The 17012-nt window shown below is 52.6% G+C and carries 15 protein-coding genes; 10 read left to right on the top strand and 5 right to left on the bottom strand.

Going from position 1 to position 17012, the window contains the following annotated elements:
• Positions 1 to 124: 124 nt before the first annotated feature.
• Positions 125 to 799, top strand: a complete 675-nt coding sequence (kdpE, locus tag L579_RS00805; protein WP_021182395.1) for a two-component system response regulator KdpE — start codon at positions 125 to 127, stop codon at positions 797 to 799.
• A 39-nt stretch (positions 800 to 838) separates the two neighbouring features.
• Here the strand turns inward: kdpE and pgm are convergent, their stop codons facing one another.
• Together pgm and seqA are read right to left on the bottom strand one after the other, a co-directional pair.
• On the bottom strand, positions 839 to 2479 hold the full coding sequence (gene pgm / locus L579_RS00800) for a phosphoglucomutase (alpha-D-glucose-1,6-bisphosphate-dependent) (protein WP_021182394.1): 1641 nt from the start codon (positions 2477 to 2479) through the stop codon (positions 839 to 841).
• Positions 2480 to 2504: 25 nt separating this feature from the next.
• Positions 2505 to 3047, bottom strand: a complete 543-nt coding sequence (seqA, locus tag L579_RS00795; protein WP_021182393.1) for a replication initiation negative regulator SeqA — start codon at positions 3045 to 3047, stop codon at positions 2505 to 2507.
• 247 nt (positions 3048 to 3294) lie between these two features.
• Here seqA and ybfF point away from each other — a divergent pair, with 247 nt between their 5' ends.
• The 4 genes from ybfF (at position 3295) to fur (ending at position 5965) form a co-directional block, all read left to right on the top strand.
• A complete protein-coding gene (ybfF, locus tag L579_RS00790) occupies positions 3295 to 4059 on the top strand; it encodes an esterase (protein WP_021182392.1) in 765 nt (254 codons plus the stop codon).
• 168 nt (positions 4060 to 4227) lie between these two features.
• Positions 4228 to 4503: a LexA regulated protein gene (gene ybfE / locus L579_RS00785; protein ID WP_013508279.1), complete on the top strand. Its 276-nt coding sequence runs from the start codon at positions 4228 to 4230 to the stop codon at positions 4501 to 4503.
• A 128-nt stretch (positions 4504 to 4631) separates the two neighbouring features.
• Entirely contained in the window at positions 4632 to 5162 is a 531-nt protein-coding gene (fldA, locus tag L579_RS00780) for a flavodoxin FldA (RefSeq protein ID WP_013508278.1), read from the top strand.
• A 356-nt stretch (positions 5163 to 5518) separates the two neighbouring features.
• The gene (gene fur, locus L579_RS00775; RefSeq protein WP_013508277.1) at positions 5519 to 5965 is read left to right on the top strand and encodes a ferric iron uptake transcriptional regulator; all 447 of its coding nucleotides are present in this window, start codon (positions 5519 to 5521) and stop codon (positions 5963 to 5965) included.
• A gap of 57 nt (positions 5966 to 6022) precedes the next feature.
• Here the strand turns inward: fur and L579_RS00770 are convergent, their stop codons facing one another.
• The 3 genes from L579_RS00770 to nagE form a co-directional block, all read right to left on the bottom strand.
• The gene (locus L579_RS00770) at positions 6023 to 6418 is read right to left on the bottom strand and encodes a hypothetical protein (protein ID WP_021182391.1); all 396 of its coding nucleotides are present in this window, start codon (positions 6416 to 6418) and stop codon (positions 6023 to 6025) included.
• Between the two features lie 235 nt (positions 6419 to 6653).
• Positions 6654 to 8321: a glutamine--tRNA ligase gene (glnS, locus tag L579_RS00765; RefSeq protein ID WP_021182390.1), complete on the bottom strand. Its 1668-nt coding sequence runs from the start codon at positions 8319 to 8321 to the stop codon at positions 6654 to 6656.
• A 151-nt stretch (positions 8322 to 8472) separates the two neighbouring features.
• Positions 8473 to 10500, bottom strand: coding sequence for an N-acetylglucosamine-specific PTS transporter subunit IIBC (nagE, locus tag L579_RS00760; RefSeq protein ID WP_036624757.1), 2028 nt, complete (start codon positions 10498 to 10500; stop codon positions 8473 to 8475).
• Between the two features lie 342 nt (positions 10501 to 10842).
• On the opposite strand from nagE, the gene nagB reads away from it, so the two are divergent.
• From nagB to asnB, 5 genes are all read left to right on the top strand, one after another.
• Positions 10843 to 11643 carry a glucosamine-6-phosphate deaminase gene (gene nagB, locus L579_RS00755; RefSeq protein WP_021182387.1) on the top strand — a complete coding sequence of 267 codons (801 nt, stop codon included), beginning with the start codon at positions 10843 to 10845 and terminating at the stop codon, positions 11641 to 11643.
• 61 nt (positions 11644 to 11704) lie between these two features.
• Complete coding sequence (gene nagA / locus L579_RS00750) at positions 11705 to 12853, top strand: N-acetylglucosamine-6-phosphate deacetylase (RefSeq protein ID WP_021182386.1); 1149 nt, start codon at positions 11705 to 11707, stop codon at positions 12851 to 12853.
• Positions 12854 to 12860: 7 nt separating this feature from the next.
• Positions 12861 to 14081 carry a DNA-binding transcriptional regulator NagC gene (locus L579_RS00745; RefSeq protein ID WP_021182385.1) on the top strand — a complete coding sequence of 407 codons (1221 nt, stop codon included), beginning with the start codon at positions 12861 to 12863 and terminating at the stop codon, positions 14079 to 14081.
• A 39-nt stretch (positions 14082 to 14120) separates the two neighbouring features.
• Positions 14121 to 14873, top strand: coding sequence for an HAD-IIA family hydrolase (locus L579_RS00740; protein WP_013508270.1), 753 nt, complete (start codon positions 14121 to 14123; stop codon positions 14871 to 14873).
• Positions 14874 to 15179: 306 nt separating this feature from the next.
• Entirely contained in the window at positions 15180 to 16847 is a 1668-nt protein-coding gene (gene asnB / locus L579_RS00735; RefSeq protein WP_021182384.1) for an asparagine synthase B, read from the top strand.
• Positions 16848 to 17012: the final 165 nt, after the last annotated feature.

Here is a 17012-nt window from a genome sequence, read left to right as displayed (position 1 = left end):
GCACTGAAATTAAGTTACATGAATGTAAATGTAAGGTTCCCAATGGGTAACAAACTTCAACACGGACGGCGGCGCGATTTATTGCTACAGTGAACCGTTATCCATTTCTGCCGCAGGAGTTCGCGTGACCACCATCTTGATCGTTGAAGATGAAAAGGAGATCCGCCGTTTCGTGCGCCTGGCGCTTGAAGGCGAAGGGCTAAAGATTGTGGAAGCCGAGCAGTTGCAGCGCGGCCTGATTGAAGCCGCCACGCGCAAACCCGATTTGGTGATCCTTGACCTCGGTTTGCCCGACGGCGATGGCAATGACTTTATCCGTGAAGTGCGCCAGTGGAGCAGCATGCCGGTGATTGTGTTATCCGCCCGCACGGACGAACAGGATAAAATCGATGCGCTGGATGCCGGTGCCGATGACTATCTCACCAAGCCTTTTGGCATTGGTGAACTGCTGGCACGGGTGCGTGTGGCGTTGCGACGTCATCAGGGCAGCCAGTCCGAACCGGTATTGCGTTTTGGTGACGTGACGGTCGATCTGGCGGCGCGTCGTGTGCTGCGCGCTGGCGAAGAGGTGCATCTGACGCCGACCGAATTTCGTCTGCTCAGTTTGCTGCTGAATAATGCCGGAAAAGTGCTGACACAACGTCAGTTGCTGAACCAGGTCTGGGGGCCAAATGCGGTGGAGCATAGCCATTATCTGCGCATTTATATGGGGCATCTGCGTCAGAAGCTGGAAACCAACCCCACCCAACCCAACCATCTGCTGACAGAAACCGGCATTGGTTATCGGTTTATGCCATAAAAAAAGGCGCATAACGCGCCTTTTTTCATTTCGCTTTGCTTAAGCGTTTTTCAACACTTCGCTCACGATTTCTACCGCTTCTTTCTCGATCAGCTGGCGATGCTCAGCGCCGAGGAAGCTTTCACAGTAGATTTTATAAGCATCTTCAGTGCCGGACGGACGCGCGGCGAACCAGCCGTTCTCCGTCATCACCTTCAGACCACCAATTGATGCGCCGTTACCCGGTGCCGCCGTCAGACGTGCGGTGATCGGATCACCGGCCAGCGTGTCAGCGCTCACCATTTCCGGTGAAAGCTTCGACAATGCCGCTTTCTGCGCGGAAGTCGCAGCTGCCTGCAAACGGTTGTAGCTTGGTGCGCCAAAACGCGCCGCCAGCTCATCATAATGTTGCTGCGGGTTTTTACCGGTGACAGCGGTGATTTCCGCCGCCAGCAGGCAAAGAATGATGCCATCTTTATCGGTGGACCAGGCCGTGCCGTCGAAACGCAGGAACGACGCCCCGGCGCTCTCTTCGCCACCAAAGCCGAAGCTGCCGTCGAACAGGCCATCAACGAACCATTTGAAGCCCACTGGCACTTCCACCAGCTTGCGGCCAATGTCGTTCACCACGCGGTCAATCATCGCGCTGGACACCAGGGTTTTACCCACGGCGACATCTTTGCCCCACTGTGGACGATGCTGGAACAGGTAGTTGATCGCCACCGCCAGATAGTGGTTCGGGTTCATCAGGCCAGCCGGCGTCACAATGCCGTGGCGGTCGTAATCCGGATCGTTACCGAAAGCCAGGTCGAATTTGTCACGGTACGCTAACAGGCCAGCCATCGCGCACTCTGACGAGCAGTCCATACGCACCACGCCATCTTTATCCAGATGCATAAAGCGGAAGGTCTGATCGATAGCATCGTTAACAATGGTGATATCCAGCTTGTAATGCTCTGCAATACGCTGCCAGTAGGCCATACCAGAGCCACCAAGCGGATCAACACCAATTTTCAGGCCCGCTTTCTGAATCGCCGGGAAGTCGATCACCTGCGCCAGACCCTCAACATAGGGTTGGATCAGATCCTGCTCAACGATATAACCGCTGGCCCACGCCTGATCCAGTGGCAGACGTTTTACATCCTTCAGACCCGCTTTCATCAGCTGGTTAGCACGATCTTCCACCACTTTGGTGACGTTCGTATCGGCCGGGCCACCATTTGGCGGGTTGTATTTGATACCACCATCTTCCGGCGGGTTGTGCGACGGGGTGATGACGATGCCATCAGCCAGTGCGCCACCGCGTTTGTTGTGCTCAAGGATCGCGTTGGAGATAGCAGGCGTCGGCGTGTAGCCGTTGTCCTGCTGCACAATCACATCGACGCCGTTAGCCGCCAGCACTTCCAGCACCGACAAAATCGCCGGTTCAGACAGCGCATGGGTGTCTTTACCGACATAGCACGGACCGGTGATGCCGTTCTTCTTACGATCTTCCGCGATGGCCTGCGCAATCGCCAGAATATGCATTTCGTTGAAGCTGTGACGACCTGCGCTACCACGGTGACCGGAAGTACCAAATTTCACCGCATGTTCAGGGTTATCCACATCCGGCTTCAGGACGTAGTACTGAGAGGTTAATTGTGCAACGTTAATCAAATCGCTCTGCTGGGCGGGCTGCCCGGCACGGGGGTGATTGGCCATTGGCGCTTCTCCCTGACGCTTCGGTTTAAATGGTGCCGCAAACTTTCTCTGTCAGTTCCTGCGGGAACTGCATGGCTAACATGATGTGTTCCACCATGCTGCATTTGCGACCGGTATTGGTATTGGTGATCACCCAGTACGGTGTGCCGGGCACATGCTTCGGCTTAGTATGGGTGCCATTTTGCAGCAGCGTATGCTCATCACCGGCAAAATAGACGCGGGTGCGTCCTTGCAGTGACGCCGTGGCATCCGCAAAGGCTGCGGGATCAAGACGATAGAGCGTTGACAACACCAGCATAAAGCGATTAACCGCCTTTTTCTGCTCTGCATACTCATCGGAAAGTAACAGTTCACGTACCGCACGAACGCGATCCTGCGGACGGGCTTGTGTTGCGACCGGCTGGGCTTCTTTGGCCGCAACGGCGACAACAGCAGAGGTTGCAGGGGCACTCTGACCGGCAGTGAACTTCAGCATGCGGCGCAAAATTTCGGAGGCGCTTTCACCAATGTGCTGGGTGTGGCTGGCAATATAACGGTAGAGTTCTTCGTCAACTTCAATCGTTTTCATCTTTTTCCGTACGATTCTGGCAAATGACAGAACCACGCATTTCTGCAAAGGCCTTAGCAAAATCCTGCCGTGCAAAATGTGAGCGGGCTCTAACATGAGGATTATAAAGTTAAATCCCAGGCGGCCGATAGCGCTGGCATCGTTTCAGGGCAAAAGTCGGAATATGCCCTAATGCCCACCAGGTTGGCTCCTGAGCAGGTGGATTCATGATAACCTAAGCGAAGCTCACAACCGTAAGAACTTTGCCATGATTTTGAATGCCCGTCTGGAAACTGAACAATCTGCCCCTGATGCTCCTCCGATTCTGTTAATTCATGGCCTGTTTGGCAGCCTGGATAACCTTGGCGTGCTGGCACGAGGCCTGCGCGATGCCCGTCCCACCTTGCAGGTGGATGTACGCAATCACGGTCTGTCCCCGCGTAGCGACGAGATGAACTATGCGGCAATGGCGCAAGATATCGTTGACACTCTTGACGCCCACGGCCTCGATCGTGTTGGCGTAATCGGCCATTCGATGGGTGGCAAAATTGCCATGACGTTAAGTGCCATTGCGCCGGACCGCATTGAAAAGCTGGTGATGATTGATATCGCGCCGGTGGATTATCAGACACGCCGCCATGATGAGATTTTTGCTGCTATCCGTGCCGTGAGCGCCGCGGGTGTGACGCGTCGCGGTGAAGCCGCCGAGGTGATGCGCACCCTGTTGACTGAAGAAGGGGTCATTCAGTTCATTCTGAAATCGTTCCAGGATGGCGAATGGCGCTTCAATGTGCCGGTGCTGTGGGATAATTACGCCACCATTTCCGGCTGGAATGAGGTTCCTGCATGGCCACATCCGGCGCTGTTTATTCGCGGGAGCGAATCGCCTTATCTGGACAATCAGCATCGTGATGCATTGCTGCGCCAGTTTCCACAGGCGCATGCGCATGTCATCAGTGGTGCCGGTCACTGGGTCCATGCTGAAAAACCTGAGGCGGTTTTGCGCGCAGTTCGCCGCTTTTTTGTACTGTAAAAGCAAAAGCTTGCCGCAAAACGTTTAAGGTTGGCGTCGCAAGGAGTGCTGGAGTATGATGTCGCGCTAAAAATTTGCCGCGGATGATTTTTTCACCGTGGCTGGGCCGATAATGTATAAATTGCGCAGCGCCTTTCCGCCGTTCGCGCCCACTCAGTTTTACAAAAAATGGCAAAAGAACAAACTGACCGCACCACGCTCGATCTCTTCGCTGATGAGCGACGTCCCGGTCGCCCCAAAACCAGTCCGCTAACGCGTGACGAACAGTTGCGCATTAACAAGCGCAACCAGCTAAAACGCGACAAAGTGCGTGGTTTGCGTCGCGTGGAGCTAAAAATGAGCAGTGAAGCGGTTGACGCGCTTAATACTCTGGCAGAGCAGCAGAACATCAGCCGTAGCGAATTGATTGAACAAATGCTGCTGGCGCAACTCAAACTGTCGTAACACACGCAGACCGCACGCAGGAACACAAAGTCTCGGCTTTACAAGTTCCGCCACTTTGCCCGGTCTGCTATCATTCGCTTAACTGTGCATTCAACCCATATATCAGGATTTAAGAGGTTACTTAACTCATGGCAATCGTAGGCATTTTCTTCGGCAGCGATACCGGCAATACTGAAAACATTGCAAAAATGATCCAGAAACAACTGGGTAAAGATGTGGCCGAAGTGCATGACATTGCCAAGAGCACCAAAGAAGATCTCGAAGCATTCGATATCCTGCTGCTGGGCATTCCGACCTGGTACTACGGCGAAGCGCAATGTGACTGGGATGATTTCTTCCCGACTCTGGAAGAAATTGATTTCAATGGCAAATTAGTCGCGCTCTTTGGCTGCGGTGACCAGGAAGATTACGCTGAATACTTCTGTGATGCGATGGGCACCATCCGCGATATCATCGAGCCAAACGGCGCGGTGATTGTGGGACACTGGCCGACCGAAGGCTACCATTTCGAAGCCTCGAAAGGTCTGGCAGATGACAAACACTTCCTCGGTCTGGCGATCGATGAAGATCGTCAGCCTGAACTGACCAACGAACGTGTTGATAAATGGGTGAAACAGATTTTCGATGAGCTGCAACTGAAAGAGATCATTGAAGCCTGATCCCCTGCCCTCCTCAATGTGGGCGCTGGCTCACATTGAGTTAAAGGAATTTCCTATAAAAATAATAGCTACTGTTTTTTAACTTTTTCCCGCAAATCTGTAGAATACCCGTAACGGTCATCCGCTTATTCCTCTGGCATCAGAATGAGGCTGAGTGAAATGGAAACAAAGACCTGCACGATCCCCGCCGGCGTTAGTGACATTTCTCCTTACAGCCACTGGTGATTTTCAGGACATTGCCTTGGTTTTCATTTCACTGCTTGAGTTCTATAATGAGACGCAAATGAGAATGCGCGTGATCGACATTCAAGGCCCTGCGCCGCAAGTGACTAGCTAAGTAACAGGACAATATCCGCATGACTGACAACAACTCCGCATTGAAGAAGGCTGGCCTGAAAGTCACGCTCCCCAGACTGAAAATTCTGGAAGTGCTTCAGGAACCCGAATGCCATCACGTCAGCGCGGAAGATTTGTACAAACGCCTGATCGACATGGGCGAAGAGATTGGTCTGGCAACGGTTTATCGCGTTCTTAACCAGTTTGATGACGCGGGAATCGTGACCCGCCATAACTTCGAGGGTGGTAAATCCGTCTTTGAACTGACGCAACAGCATCACCATGACCACCTGATCTGCCTGGATTGTGGCAAAGTGATCGAATTCAGCGATGAATCCATTGAAACGCGTCAGCGCGAAATCGCCACACGTCACGGTATCAAGCTGACTAACCACAGTCTGTACTTGTACGGCCACTGTGCGTTGGGAGACTGCCGCGAAGACGAGACGCTCCACGACAAGCAATAAAATGTGCTATGCAGTATAAAAAAACCGGTGCCTGGCACCGGTTTTTTTATGGCTGCATCACTGCACCAGCGTTTCCTGTAAATAACGCCAGCGCGGAATTGAGGTACTGCAATCCAGCACCGCCAGTGAGATGCGGCTCTGGTTGGTGCCGTTCATCATTTGCAATTCACGATACTGAATCGTCACTTCCTTGCTTTGTTGCGAGATGATGGCATGTTCGCTGGTGGCGATACGCATCCCTTCACGCTGACCACGCAGTTGACGGAACAGCACTTCCGTCGCATTGAAATCCAGTTGCTTGCCCTGCGGTGTCACCATTTTGAAATCCGGGTGAAAGTGCGAAAGGAACAATTCAATGCTGTCGTCGGTGCTATCCGACTGATTAAAAATACGTTCGATAAGTTGATGTAATACCACTACGCTGTGTTTGGCTTCCTGAGCGAGACTTGTCATTTTTTTTCCTTTATAACCCGCGGAGCAACGTCTGAGAGCGCATAGCCTACCTGAAAAAAAGTTTTTAACACTCGTAAATGGATTAATTCTGTTAAAGTCAGATTAGTTGCAAATCCCGGTAACAAGCACGTTTCGCAAGCCACAGAATAAAAGATGGCTAAACTCAAATTACAGCCAATAAAAAAGGGCGATTTCTCGCCCTTTTATCAGGATATGGGGAAAACGACAAAAAGGATTAATCGCCGATTTTCGCCCAGGTATCACGCAAACCGACAGTACGGTTGAATACCAGCTTAGAAGGCTGCGAATAAACACTATCCGCGCAAAAATAACCTTCACGTTCAAATTGATACGGCGCAAGCGCTACTGCATCACGCAGACCCGGCTCAACAAAACCTTGTTTGATTTCCAGCGAGTTCGGGTTGATGGTGGTGAGGAAATCCTCTGCCGCACCTGGGTTCGGTACACTGAACAGACGGTCGTACAGACGGAATTCCGCAGGCAGCGCATGGATCGCCGAAACCCAGTGGATCACGCCTTTCACTTTACGGCCATCAGCCGGATCTTTGCTCAGGGTATCGACGTCACAGGTACAATAGATGCAGGTGATATTGCCTTCATCATCTTTCGCTACGCGCTCGGCACGGATCACATAAGCATTACGCAGACGGACCTCTTTACCCAGCACCAGACGTTTGTACTGCTTGTTGGCTTCCTCACGGAAATCAGCGCGATCGATCCACACCTCACGACTGAACGGAACCTCACGCGTGCCCATTTCCGGTTTGTTCGGATGGTTCGGCATGGTGATGATCTCTTCATGACCCGCAGGCAGGTTCTCAATCACCACTTTCAGCGGATCCAGCACCGCCATAGCACGCGGCGCATTCTCGTTGAGATCGTCACGGATACATGACTCCAGCGAGGCCATCTCAACGATGTTGTCCTGTTTCGTCACACCAATACGCAGGCAGAATTCACGAATCGAGGCTGCGCTGTAACCACGACGGCGCAAACCGGACACGGTCAGCATACGCGGGTCATCCCAGCCTTCTACCACCTTTTCACTCACCAGCTGAGTCAGTTTACGCTTCGACATCACCGCGTATTCCAGATTCAGACGTGAGAATTCATACTGACGCGGGTGAACCGGAATGCTGATGTTGTCCAGCACCCAATCGTACAGGCGACGGTTATCCTGGAACTCCAGCGTACACAGCGAATGTGTAATGCCTTCCAGTGCGTCGGAGATGCAGTGGGTAAAATCGTACATCGGGTAGATGCACCATTTGTTACCAGTCTGGTGATGCTCAGCAAATTTGATGCGATACAGCACCGGATCGCGCATCACGATAAAGTTGGATGCCATATCGATTTTGGCACGCAGGCAAGCCTTGCCCTCTTCGAAGCCACCGGCGCGCATTTTTTCAAACAGCGCCAGGTTCTCTTCCGGCGTGCGATCGCGGAACGGGCTGTTTTTACCCGGGGCAGTCAGGGTGCCACGGTATTCGCGAATCTCTTCCGGCGAAAGCTCATCCACATAGGCCAGGCCTTTGTTGATCAGTTCGACCGCATAGTTGTACAGCTGGTCGAAATAGTTCGAGGAGTAACAAACGTCTCCGCTCCATTCAAAGCCCAGCCATTGCACGTCGCGCTTGATGGACTCGACGAACTCCATATCTTCTTTCACCGGGTTGGTGTCGTCGAAGCGCAGATTGCACTGTCCCTGGTAATCTTGTGCGATACCAAAATTCAGACAGATCGATTTCGCATGGCCAATATGCAGGTAACCATTGGGCTCAGGCGGGAAACGGGTATGCACGCTGTTGTGCTTACCGCTCGCCAAATCTTCGTCGATAATCTGACGAATAAAGTTCGTTGGGCGGGCTTCAGCCTCACTCATCTCAAAATCCTCAAATACAATACGGGTGATTTGTCCTGGAAAGTAACGGAGTATGATCCACAAAGCGCAGAAGGGAAACAACCGTTTGTTGGTCGTTTTAAAACAAAAAAGGCAGGAATCGCTTCCTGCCTTTGGGGTTTATCACAAGGGTTTAGCCTTTAACCTCGTACAAACGGGTTTCACCAGCGACCACTGACCCACTTGCCAGCAGATTGAGGCCAGCGAAATCATCGCTGTTGCTGACCACCACCGGGCTGATCATCGAACGGGCATGGGCGTTGAGGAAATCCAGATCCATTTCCAGCACTGGCTGGCCCGCCACCACCGTTGCGCCCTCTTCCACCAGACGCGAGAAGCCTTTGCCTTCCAGCGCGACGGTATCCAGACCCATATGCACCACGATCTCAACACCGTTCTCGCTCTCCAGACAGAAAGCATGGTTGGTATTGAAGATTTTCACGATGGTACCGGCAATCGGTGCCACCACGGTTTTACCTGTAGGCTTAATTGCCAGACCATCACCCACCGCCTTGCTGGCGAAGGCCTCATCCGGCACCGCGTCCAGGGCAACCACTTCACCGCTCACCGGAGCCACCAGCGTGGCGATCACGCCTTTGTCGCTGTTCAGCACGGCCTGCGGCTGTGGTGCGGCGGCCTGCGGAGCAGAGGGTGCGGCAGCCGCAGCGGCGACCGGACCTTTAGTCAGCACAGTTTTCATTGCGCTAGCGATGCTTTCCGCCTGGGTACCGACGATAATCTGCACGCTTTGTTTGTTGAGACGGATAATACCGGATGCACCCAAACGTTTCGCCACGCTGTCGTTCACCTGAGCGGCATCTTTCACGTTCAGACGCAGACGGGTGATACAGGCATCGATGTTGGTCAGGTTTTCTGAACCACCCACGGCACCAATGTAGCGACGCGCCAGCGATTCGGTCTGGCTTTCGCCACTGCCGCTGTGGTCAACATTGACGTCATAGCCGTCAGTTTCATCATCAGCAGCCAGTTCACGGCCCGGTGTCATCAGGTTGAATTTCTGGATAGTGAACCGGAACACCACATAGTAGATAGCGAAGAACACCAGACCTTGTGGGATCAGCATCCACCAATGGACCGCCAGCGGGTTGCGCGTTGACAGCGCCATATCCACCAGGCCGGCGCTGAAACCAAAGCCCGCAATCCAGTGCATGCTCGCCGCGATAAATACCGAAAGCCCGGTCAGCAGCGCATGGATGACATACAGCACCGGTGCCACGAACATAAAGGAGAATTCCAGTGGTTCGGTGATGCCGGTAAAGAAGGCAGCAAAGGCAGCAGCCAACATGATACCGCCCACTTTGGCACGGTTTTCCGGACGCGCGCAGTGGTAAATCGCCAGCGCCGCACCCGGCAGACCGAACATCATGATCGGGAAGAAGCCCGCCTGATAGCGACCGGTGATCCCCGGAATGCCGCTGCCATTAGCGATGGACTGTGCACCACCGAGGAATTTCGGAATATCGTTGATGCCAGCCACATCAAACCAGAACACGGAGTTCAATGCGTGATGCAGACCCACCGGAATCAGCAGACGGTTGAAGAAGGCATAGATACCTGCGCCAACAGAACCCAGTTTCTGAATGCTCTCGCCAAAGCTGACCAGACCATTAAACACCACCGGCCAGATATACATCAGAATGAACGCGACGAGGATCATCAGGAAGGAGACCAGGATGGGAACCAGACGGCGGCCACTGAAGAATGACAGCGCTTTTGGCAGCTCAACGTGGCTGAAGCGGTTATAGACTTCCGCCGAGATAATCCCCACCAGGATACCGACAAACTGGTTCTCGATTTTGCCGAACGCGGCAGGCACTTGATCCAACGGGATTTTCTGAATCATCGACACGGCGGCCGGTGAACACAGGGTAGTGACCACGAGGAAACCAACGAAGCCAGTCAGCGCCGCAGCACCGTCTTTATCTTTTGACATGCCATAGGCAACACCGATGGCAAACAGCACCGACATATGCTCGATGATCGCGGCACCGGATTTGATCAGCAACGCAGCCAGAGCGTTACCCGCCCCCCAGCTGTCAGGATCGATCCAGTACCCCACCCCCATTAAAATTGCCGCTGCCGGCAGGGTCGCCACCGGCACCATAAGCGCTCGGCCGACCTTTTGCAGATATCCTAAAATACTCACCTTATTCTCCCCCTTTGAGACTGGCGTATTGCCGTAGCGCGGGTTGATTTTATTATCCCGGCACCCGGTAGCTTAGATGACACTTTTCACCACGAGGCGAAGTGTAGAGATAAATTAATTCGCCTCGCAAATTAAAACCACAACAACTGTGACTTTTATCACCAAAAATGACGTTTACACCCCCTAACTGCTAGCCATCACCCCAAACTTATTTTATGATGAAAAATATCAGGACGCACTTTTCCCCGTATGGTTGAGCTTAAACGGATTACGCTTAAGAACGGTCTGTAGAGAAAACGGCGACCCCACTTTTCAATCTTTAACTGAGGTGAAGACATGAGACTGATCCCTTTAGCCACACCTACCCAGGTGGGTAAATGGGCCGCGCGCCATATTGTTAACCGCATTAATGCGTTTAATCCTGGCCCAGATCGTCCCTTCGTGCTAGGTCTGCCCACCGGTGGCACACCACTGGAAGCGTACAAGCACCTGATTGAGATGCATAAAGCGGGCCAGGTTAGTTTCAAACATGTGGTCACGTTTAACATGGATGAATACGTTGGCCTGCCAAAAGAGCATCCGGAAAGTTACCACAGCTTTATGTATCGTAATTTTTTCGATCACGTTGATATCCAACCAGAAAACATCAATCTTCTGAATGGCAATGCGGAGGATATTGACGCAGAATGTCGTCAGTACGAAGAGAAGATCCGCGCTCTGGGCAAAATCCATCTGTTTATGGGTGGCGTGGGCAATGATGGTCACATCGCCTTTAACGAACCAGCCTCCTCGCTTGCATCCCGTACCCGTATCAAAACGTTGACACACGAGACTCGCCTCGCCAATTCCCGTTTCTTTAACGGTGATGTGGATCAGGTGCCAAAATATGCCCTGACCGTGGGTGTAGGTACGTTGCTGGATGCCGAAGAGGTGATGATTCTGGTTACCGGTCATGTCAAAGCTCAGGCGTTGCAGGCGGCGGTAGAAGGTAATGTTAACCATATGTGGACCATCAGCTGCTTGCAGCTGCACGCCAAAGGCGTGGTGGTGTGTGATGAACCCGCCACCATGGAACTGAAAGTGAAAACCGTGAAATATTTCCGCGAAATGGAAGCGGAAAATATGAAAGGTGTGTAAGACCACGTTGTAAAAATCCTGCTGCCAGCATGGCGGTGGGCTTAGCCGGGAGAAAGAAACGATGTACGCATTAGTAAACGGCCGGATTTTTACCGGTCATGAAATTCTGGACAATCATGCGGTAGTGATTGCCGATGGCCTGATTGAGCGCGTCTGCCCACGCGATGCGCTCGACGCCACCCTGCCGCAACAGGATGTTGCGGGTGCGTTTATCGCTCCCGGTTTTATCGATTTACAACTTAATGGCTGCGGCGGCGTGCAGTTTAACGATGATATCGATGCACTGACCGTGGAAACGCTGGAAATTATGCAGCGCGCCAATGAGAAATCAGGCTGCACCAGCTACCTGCCAACGCTTATCACCAGCACCGATGCGTTAATGAAACGCGCAATCGAAACCATGCGCGCATATCTGGCTAAACATCAAAACCAGGCGTTGGGTTTACACCTCGAAGGTCCGTGGCTGAATAAAGTCAAAAAAGGCACCCACAACCCGGAACTGATTCGTCTGCCGGATGCACAACTGGTGGATTTTCTTTGCGCTAACGCCGATGTCATCACCAAAGTGACACTCGCCCCGGAGAATGCCGGTAGTGCGGTGATCCGCAAATTAAGCGATGCGGGCATTATTGTTTCAGCAGGCCACTCGAACGCCACTTATGAAGAAGCCAAAAGCGGTTTCGCCGCAGGCGTAAGTTTTGCCACCCACCTCTACAATGCGATGCCGACCTTTGCCGGACGTGAACCCGGTTTGATTGGCGCGCTGTTTGATTCGCCTGATGTATACTGCGGCATCATTGCAGACGGTTTACATGTCCACTACGCTAATGTGCGCAATGCGAAGCGTATCAAGGGCGACAAGTTGGTGCTGGTCACTGATGCCACAGCCCCGGCAGGCGCCTCGATTGATAAATTTATTTTTGCAGGTAAAACAATATACTATCGCGATGGCCTTTGCGTGGATGAGAACGGAACCTTAAGTGGTTCTGCTATCACCATGATTGAAACGGTTCAGAACTGTGTAGAACATTGCGGCATTGCGCTGGATGAGGCGCTGCGCATGGCTACGCTCTATCCGGCAAAGGCGATGGGAGTGGAAAAACAGTTGGGTACGGTCGAAGCTGGAAAAGTCGCCAACCTGACTGTCTTTACCCGCGATTTTCAAATCATTAAGACGTTCGTCAACGGAGAGAACGTCCTCAGCGAGTAAGCACTGAATGACCACTGGCGGCCAGACTCAAATAGGAAATGTCGATCTTGTCAAGCAACTCAATAGCGCAGCCGTTTATCGGTTGATTGATCAACAAGGGCCTATTTCGCGCATTCAGATAGCCGAAGTGAGCCAGCTTGCGCCCGCCAGCGTCACCAAAATTACCCGCCAGTTGATTGAGCGCGGCCTGATCAAAGAGGTGGAACAACAAGCCTCCACCGGTGGTCGCCGCGCCATCTCCATCATCACGGAAACCCGCCATTTTCACACCATTGGGGTGCGTCTCGGACGCAACGATGCCACGCTGACGCTGTTTGATCTCAGTGGCAAATCCCTGGCACAGGAAGATTACCCGCTGCCGGAACGTACCCAGGAAACGCTGGAAAATGCGTTATTCAACGCCATCACCGCGTTTATGGCCGCCCATCAGCGAAAAATTCATGAACTGATTGCCATTGCCGTGATTCTGCCTGGCCTGGTGGACCCGATTAACGGGGTGATTCGCTATATGCCGCATATTGCCGTCAGCCACTGGCCGCTGGTTTCCAGCCTGCAAAAACGCTTCAATGTCACCAGTTTCGTTGGTCACGATATCCGCAGCCTGGCCCTTGCTGAGCACTACTTCGGTGCAAGCCGTGACTGTGCAGACTCCATTCTGGTGCGCCTGCATCGCGGTACCGGGGCTGGCATTATCGCCAATGGTCACATTTTTCTTGGCAGCAATGGCAACGTGGGCGAAATTGGCCATATCCAGGTCGATCCGCTGGGCGAGCGCTGCCATTGTGGCAACTTCGGCTGTCTGGAAACCATCGCCGCCAATGGGGCGATTGAAAACCGGGTGCGCCATCTGTTGAATCAGGGCTATCCCAGCTCGCTGACTCTCAGCGATTGCCAGATGCCGCAAATCTGTCGCGCAGCCAATCAGGGCGATGCGCTGGCATGCGAAGTGATCGAATATGTCGGTCGCTATCTCGGAAAAGCCATCGCGATTGCCATTAACCTGTTTAATCCGCAGAAAGTGGTGCTGGCCGGTGAAATTACCGAGGCCGATAAAGTGCTGTTTCCGGCGATTGAAGGCTGCATTAATACCCAGGCACTGAATGCGTTTCGTAAAAATCTGCCTGTGGTACGCTCAGAACTGGATCATCGCTCCGCCATCGGCGCTTTTGCGTTGGCAAAACGCGCGATGCTGAATGGCATTCTGCTGCAACATCTGCTGGAAGAGTAATCGATGCCTGCCCCAGGCAGGCCATACCGGATGCAATCTATGACAATTAAAAGCGTAATCTGTGACATCGACGGTGTGTTGATGCACGACAACACCGCCGTTCCTGGTGCCCAGGAGTTCCTGCAACGCATCCTTGAAAAAAAGATGCCGCTGGTGGTGCTGACCAACTATCCCTCACAAACAGCGAAGGATTTGGCAAACCGTTTTGCCTCTTCTGGCATTGAAGTGCCGGATTCGGTGTTCTACACCTCGGCAATGGCTACGGCCGATTTTCTGCGCCGTCAGGAAGGGAAAAAAGCCTATGTGATTGGCGAAGGCGCGCTGATTCATGAGCTGTACAAGGCGGGATTCACCATCACCGATATCAATCCGGATTTCGTCATCGTCGGCGAAACGCGCTCCTTTAACTGGGAGATGATGCATAAGGCGGCGTTCTTTGTTGCCAACGGCGCGCGCTTTATCGCTACCAACCCGGATACTCATGCGCGCAATTTCGTCCCGGCCTGTGGCGCGTTGTGTGCCGGCATTGAGAAGATCTCCGGGCGCAAACCGTTTTATGTCGGTAAACCCAGCCCGTATATCATGCGTGCTGCGCTGAATAAGATGCAGGCGCACTCCGAAGAAACAGTGATTGTGGGTGATAATCTGCGCACCGATATTCTCGCCGGTTTCCAGGCCGGTCTGGAAACGGTGCTGGTGTTGTCGGGTGTTTCAACACTCAGCGATATTGATGCCATGCCGTTCCGCCCGGACTGGATTTATCCTTCGGTTGCCGATATCGATCTGTTCTGATTCTCTCCATCAACAAAACTTATGGCCCGGCGCACCAAAAAAGTTCGCCGGGTTTCTTTTTATCGCGCCCTGCCTTGTTCACAAAATAGCCCGAATTGAGATTTCATTAGATACCATCTAATGAAATGGTTATTTAATTGAATAAAATTCAATTTATTTGCGATGACAACATTCTTTTTATCAACCAATCGTGAATTTGCTTGCATTACCACCACCAAATAGCGCATTTTCTTATACATCACGCAGCCGATGCTGCCGGACAAACGTAGAAATAACATCCCCACAGGGTGAGATCAGGAGTCAGTTATGTGTTCGATTTTTGGTGTGCTGGATCTGAAAACCGATCCTGTTGAATTGCGCAAGAAAGCGCTGGAATGTTCCCGTCTGATGCGCCATCGCGGCCCGGACTGGTCAGGCGTCTATGCCGATGACAAAGCCATTCTGGCGCATGAGCGCCTGTCAATTGTTGACGTCAACAACGGCGCACAGCCGCTGTACAACGCCGATCACACCCACGTACTGGCGGTAAACGGTGAAATCTACAACCATCAGGCGCTGCGTGCTGAACTGAGCGATCGCTATCAGTTCCAGACCGGTTCTGACTGTGAAGTGATCCTCGCGCTGTATCAGGAAAAAGGCGTCGATTTCCTCGATGACCTGCAAGGCATGTTTGCCTTTATTCTGTGGGACAGCGTGAAACAACAATATCTGATTGGTCGTGACCATATCGGTATCATCCCGCTGTATATGGGTAACGATGAACACGGCAACTTCTATGTCGCTTCCGAAATGAAAGCGCTGGTGCCGGTGTGCCGCTCCATCAAAGAATTCCCGCCGGGAAGCTACCTCTCCAGCACCGATGGCGAAATCCGTCGTTACTGGCAGCGTGACTGGATGGATTACAAAGCCGTTGAGCACAACGTTACTGATGCCGCCGGTCTGAAAGCCGCGCTGGAAGAGTCAGTCAAAAGCCATCTGATGTCAGACGTCCCCTACGGCGTGCTGCTGTCTGGTGGTCTGGACTCGTCCATTATCTCCGCAGTGACCAAACGTTTTGCGGCAAAACGCGTAGAAGATCATGACAAGAGCGATGCCTGGTGGCCGCAACTGCACTCCTTCGCGGTAGGTCTGGAAGGTTCACCGGACCTGAAAGCGGCAAAATCGGTCGCGGAACATCTCGGCACCGTGCACCATGAAATCCACTTCACCGTGCAGGAAGGTCTGGATGCAATTCGTGATGTGATTTACCACATCGAAACCTACGATGTGACCACTATCCGTGCCTCAACGCCGATGTACCTGATGTCGCGTAAAATCAAAGCGATGGGTATCAAAATGGTGCTGTCTGGCGAAGGTGCTGATGAAGTGTTTGGTGGCTACCTCTACTTCCACAAAGCGCCGAACGCCAAAGAGTTCCACGAGGAGAACGTGCGTAAGCTGCTGGCACTGCATATGTATGACTGTGCCCGTGCTAACAAAGCGATGTCAGCCTGGGGTGTGGAAGCGCGTGTGCCGTTCCTCGACAAGAAATTCCTGGATGTCGCGATGCGCATCAACCCGGAAGATAAAATGTGTGGCAGCAACGGCAAGATGGAAAAACACATCCTGCGTGAATGCTTCTCCTCATATCTGCCGGAAAGCGTGGCATGGCGTCAGAAAGAGCAGTTCTCAGACGGTGTAGGTTACAGCTGGATCGACACACTGAAAGAAGTGGCCGCGAAGCAGGTTAGCGATCAACAACTGGCGACCGCCCACTTCCGCTTCCCGTACAACACGCCGAACTCCAAAGAAGCGTATCTGTACCGTGAGATCTTTGAAGAACTGTTCCCGATCCCGAGTGCCGCTGAATGTGTGCCGGGTGGTCCGTCGGTGGCCTGTTCTTCCGCAAAAGCGATTGAATGGGATGAAGCGTTCAAATCGATGGACGATCCATCAGGTCGTGCGGTAGGCGTGCATCAGTCTGCCTATAAATAAGATTTTTAATATCAAGCAACAGGGGCCAGAAATGGCCCCTTTTTTTATCCGTTGCGTTTGTATTGATCGAAAATTGCCGAATAAATCATCAGCCTGGTTATAAGCCAGACAAACAGGCGCATTAAGGCGAAAAACGGTAAAAAATTTGTTGACGCTACAAAGCTC

The organism is Pantoea sp. AS-PWVM4, from assembly GCF_000468095.1.
In the GTDB taxonomy this organism is placed as follows: Bacteria; Pseudomonadota; Gammaproteobacteria; order Enterobacterales; family Enterobacteriaceae; genus Pantoea; species Pantoea phytobeneficialis.
Note: the sequence above shows the minus strand (reverse complement) of the source record. Positions and strands in the feature narration are given on the sequence as shown.

Excerpts from the sequence above, each read along its gene's own strand:
- fldA (WP_013508278.1), top strand. The coding sequence starts at position 4,632 with ATGGCAATCGTAGGCATTTTCTTCGGCAGCGATACCGGCAATACTGAA.
- nagA (WP_021182386.1), top strand. The coding sequence starts at position 11,705 with ATGTACGCATTAGTAAACGGCCGGATTTTTACCGGTCATGAAATTCTG.
- ybfF (WP_021182392.1), top strand. The coding sequence starts at position 3,295 with ATGATTTTGAATGCCCGTCTGGAAACTGAACAATCTGCCCCTGATGCT.
- asnB (WP_021182384.1), top strand. The coding sequence starts at position 15,180 with ATGTGTTCGATTTTTGGTGTGCTGGATCTGAAAACCGATCCTGTTGAA.
- L579_RS00745 (WP_021182385.1), top strand. The coding sequence starts at position 12,861 with ATGACCACTGGCGGCCAGACTCAAATAGGAAATGTCGATCTTGTCAAG.
- nagB (WP_021182387.1), top strand. The coding sequence starts at position 10,843 with ATGAGACTGATCCCTTTAGCCACACCTACCCAGGTGGGTAAATGGGCC.
- ybfE (WP_013508279.1), top strand. The coding sequence starts at position 4,228 with ATGGCAAAAGAACAAACTGACCGCACCACGCTCGATCTCTTCGCTGAT.
- L579_RS00740 (WP_013508270.1), top strand. The coding sequence starts at position 14,121 with ATGACAATTAAAAGCGTAATCTGTGACATCGACGGTGTGTTGATGCAC.
- seqA (WP_021182393.1), bottom strand. The coding sequence starts at position 3,047 with ATGAAAACGATTGAAGTTGACGAAGAACTCTACCGTTATATTGCCAGC.
- glnS (WP_021182390.1), bottom strand. The coding sequence starts at position 8,321 with ATGAGTGAGGCTGAAGCCCGCCCAACGAACTTTATTCGTCAGATTATC.
- L579_RS00770 (WP_021182391.1), bottom strand. The coding sequence starts at position 6,418 with ATGACAAGTCTCGCTCAGGAAGCCAAACACAGCGTAGTGGTATTACAT.
- fur (WP_013508277.1), top strand. The coding sequence starts at position 5,519 with ATGACTGACAACAACTCCGCATTGAAGAAGGCTGGCCTGAAAGTCACG.
- pgm (WP_021182394.1), bottom strand. The coding sequence starts at position 2,479 with ATGGCCAATCACCCCCGTGCCGGGCAGCCCGCCCAGCAGAGCGATTTG.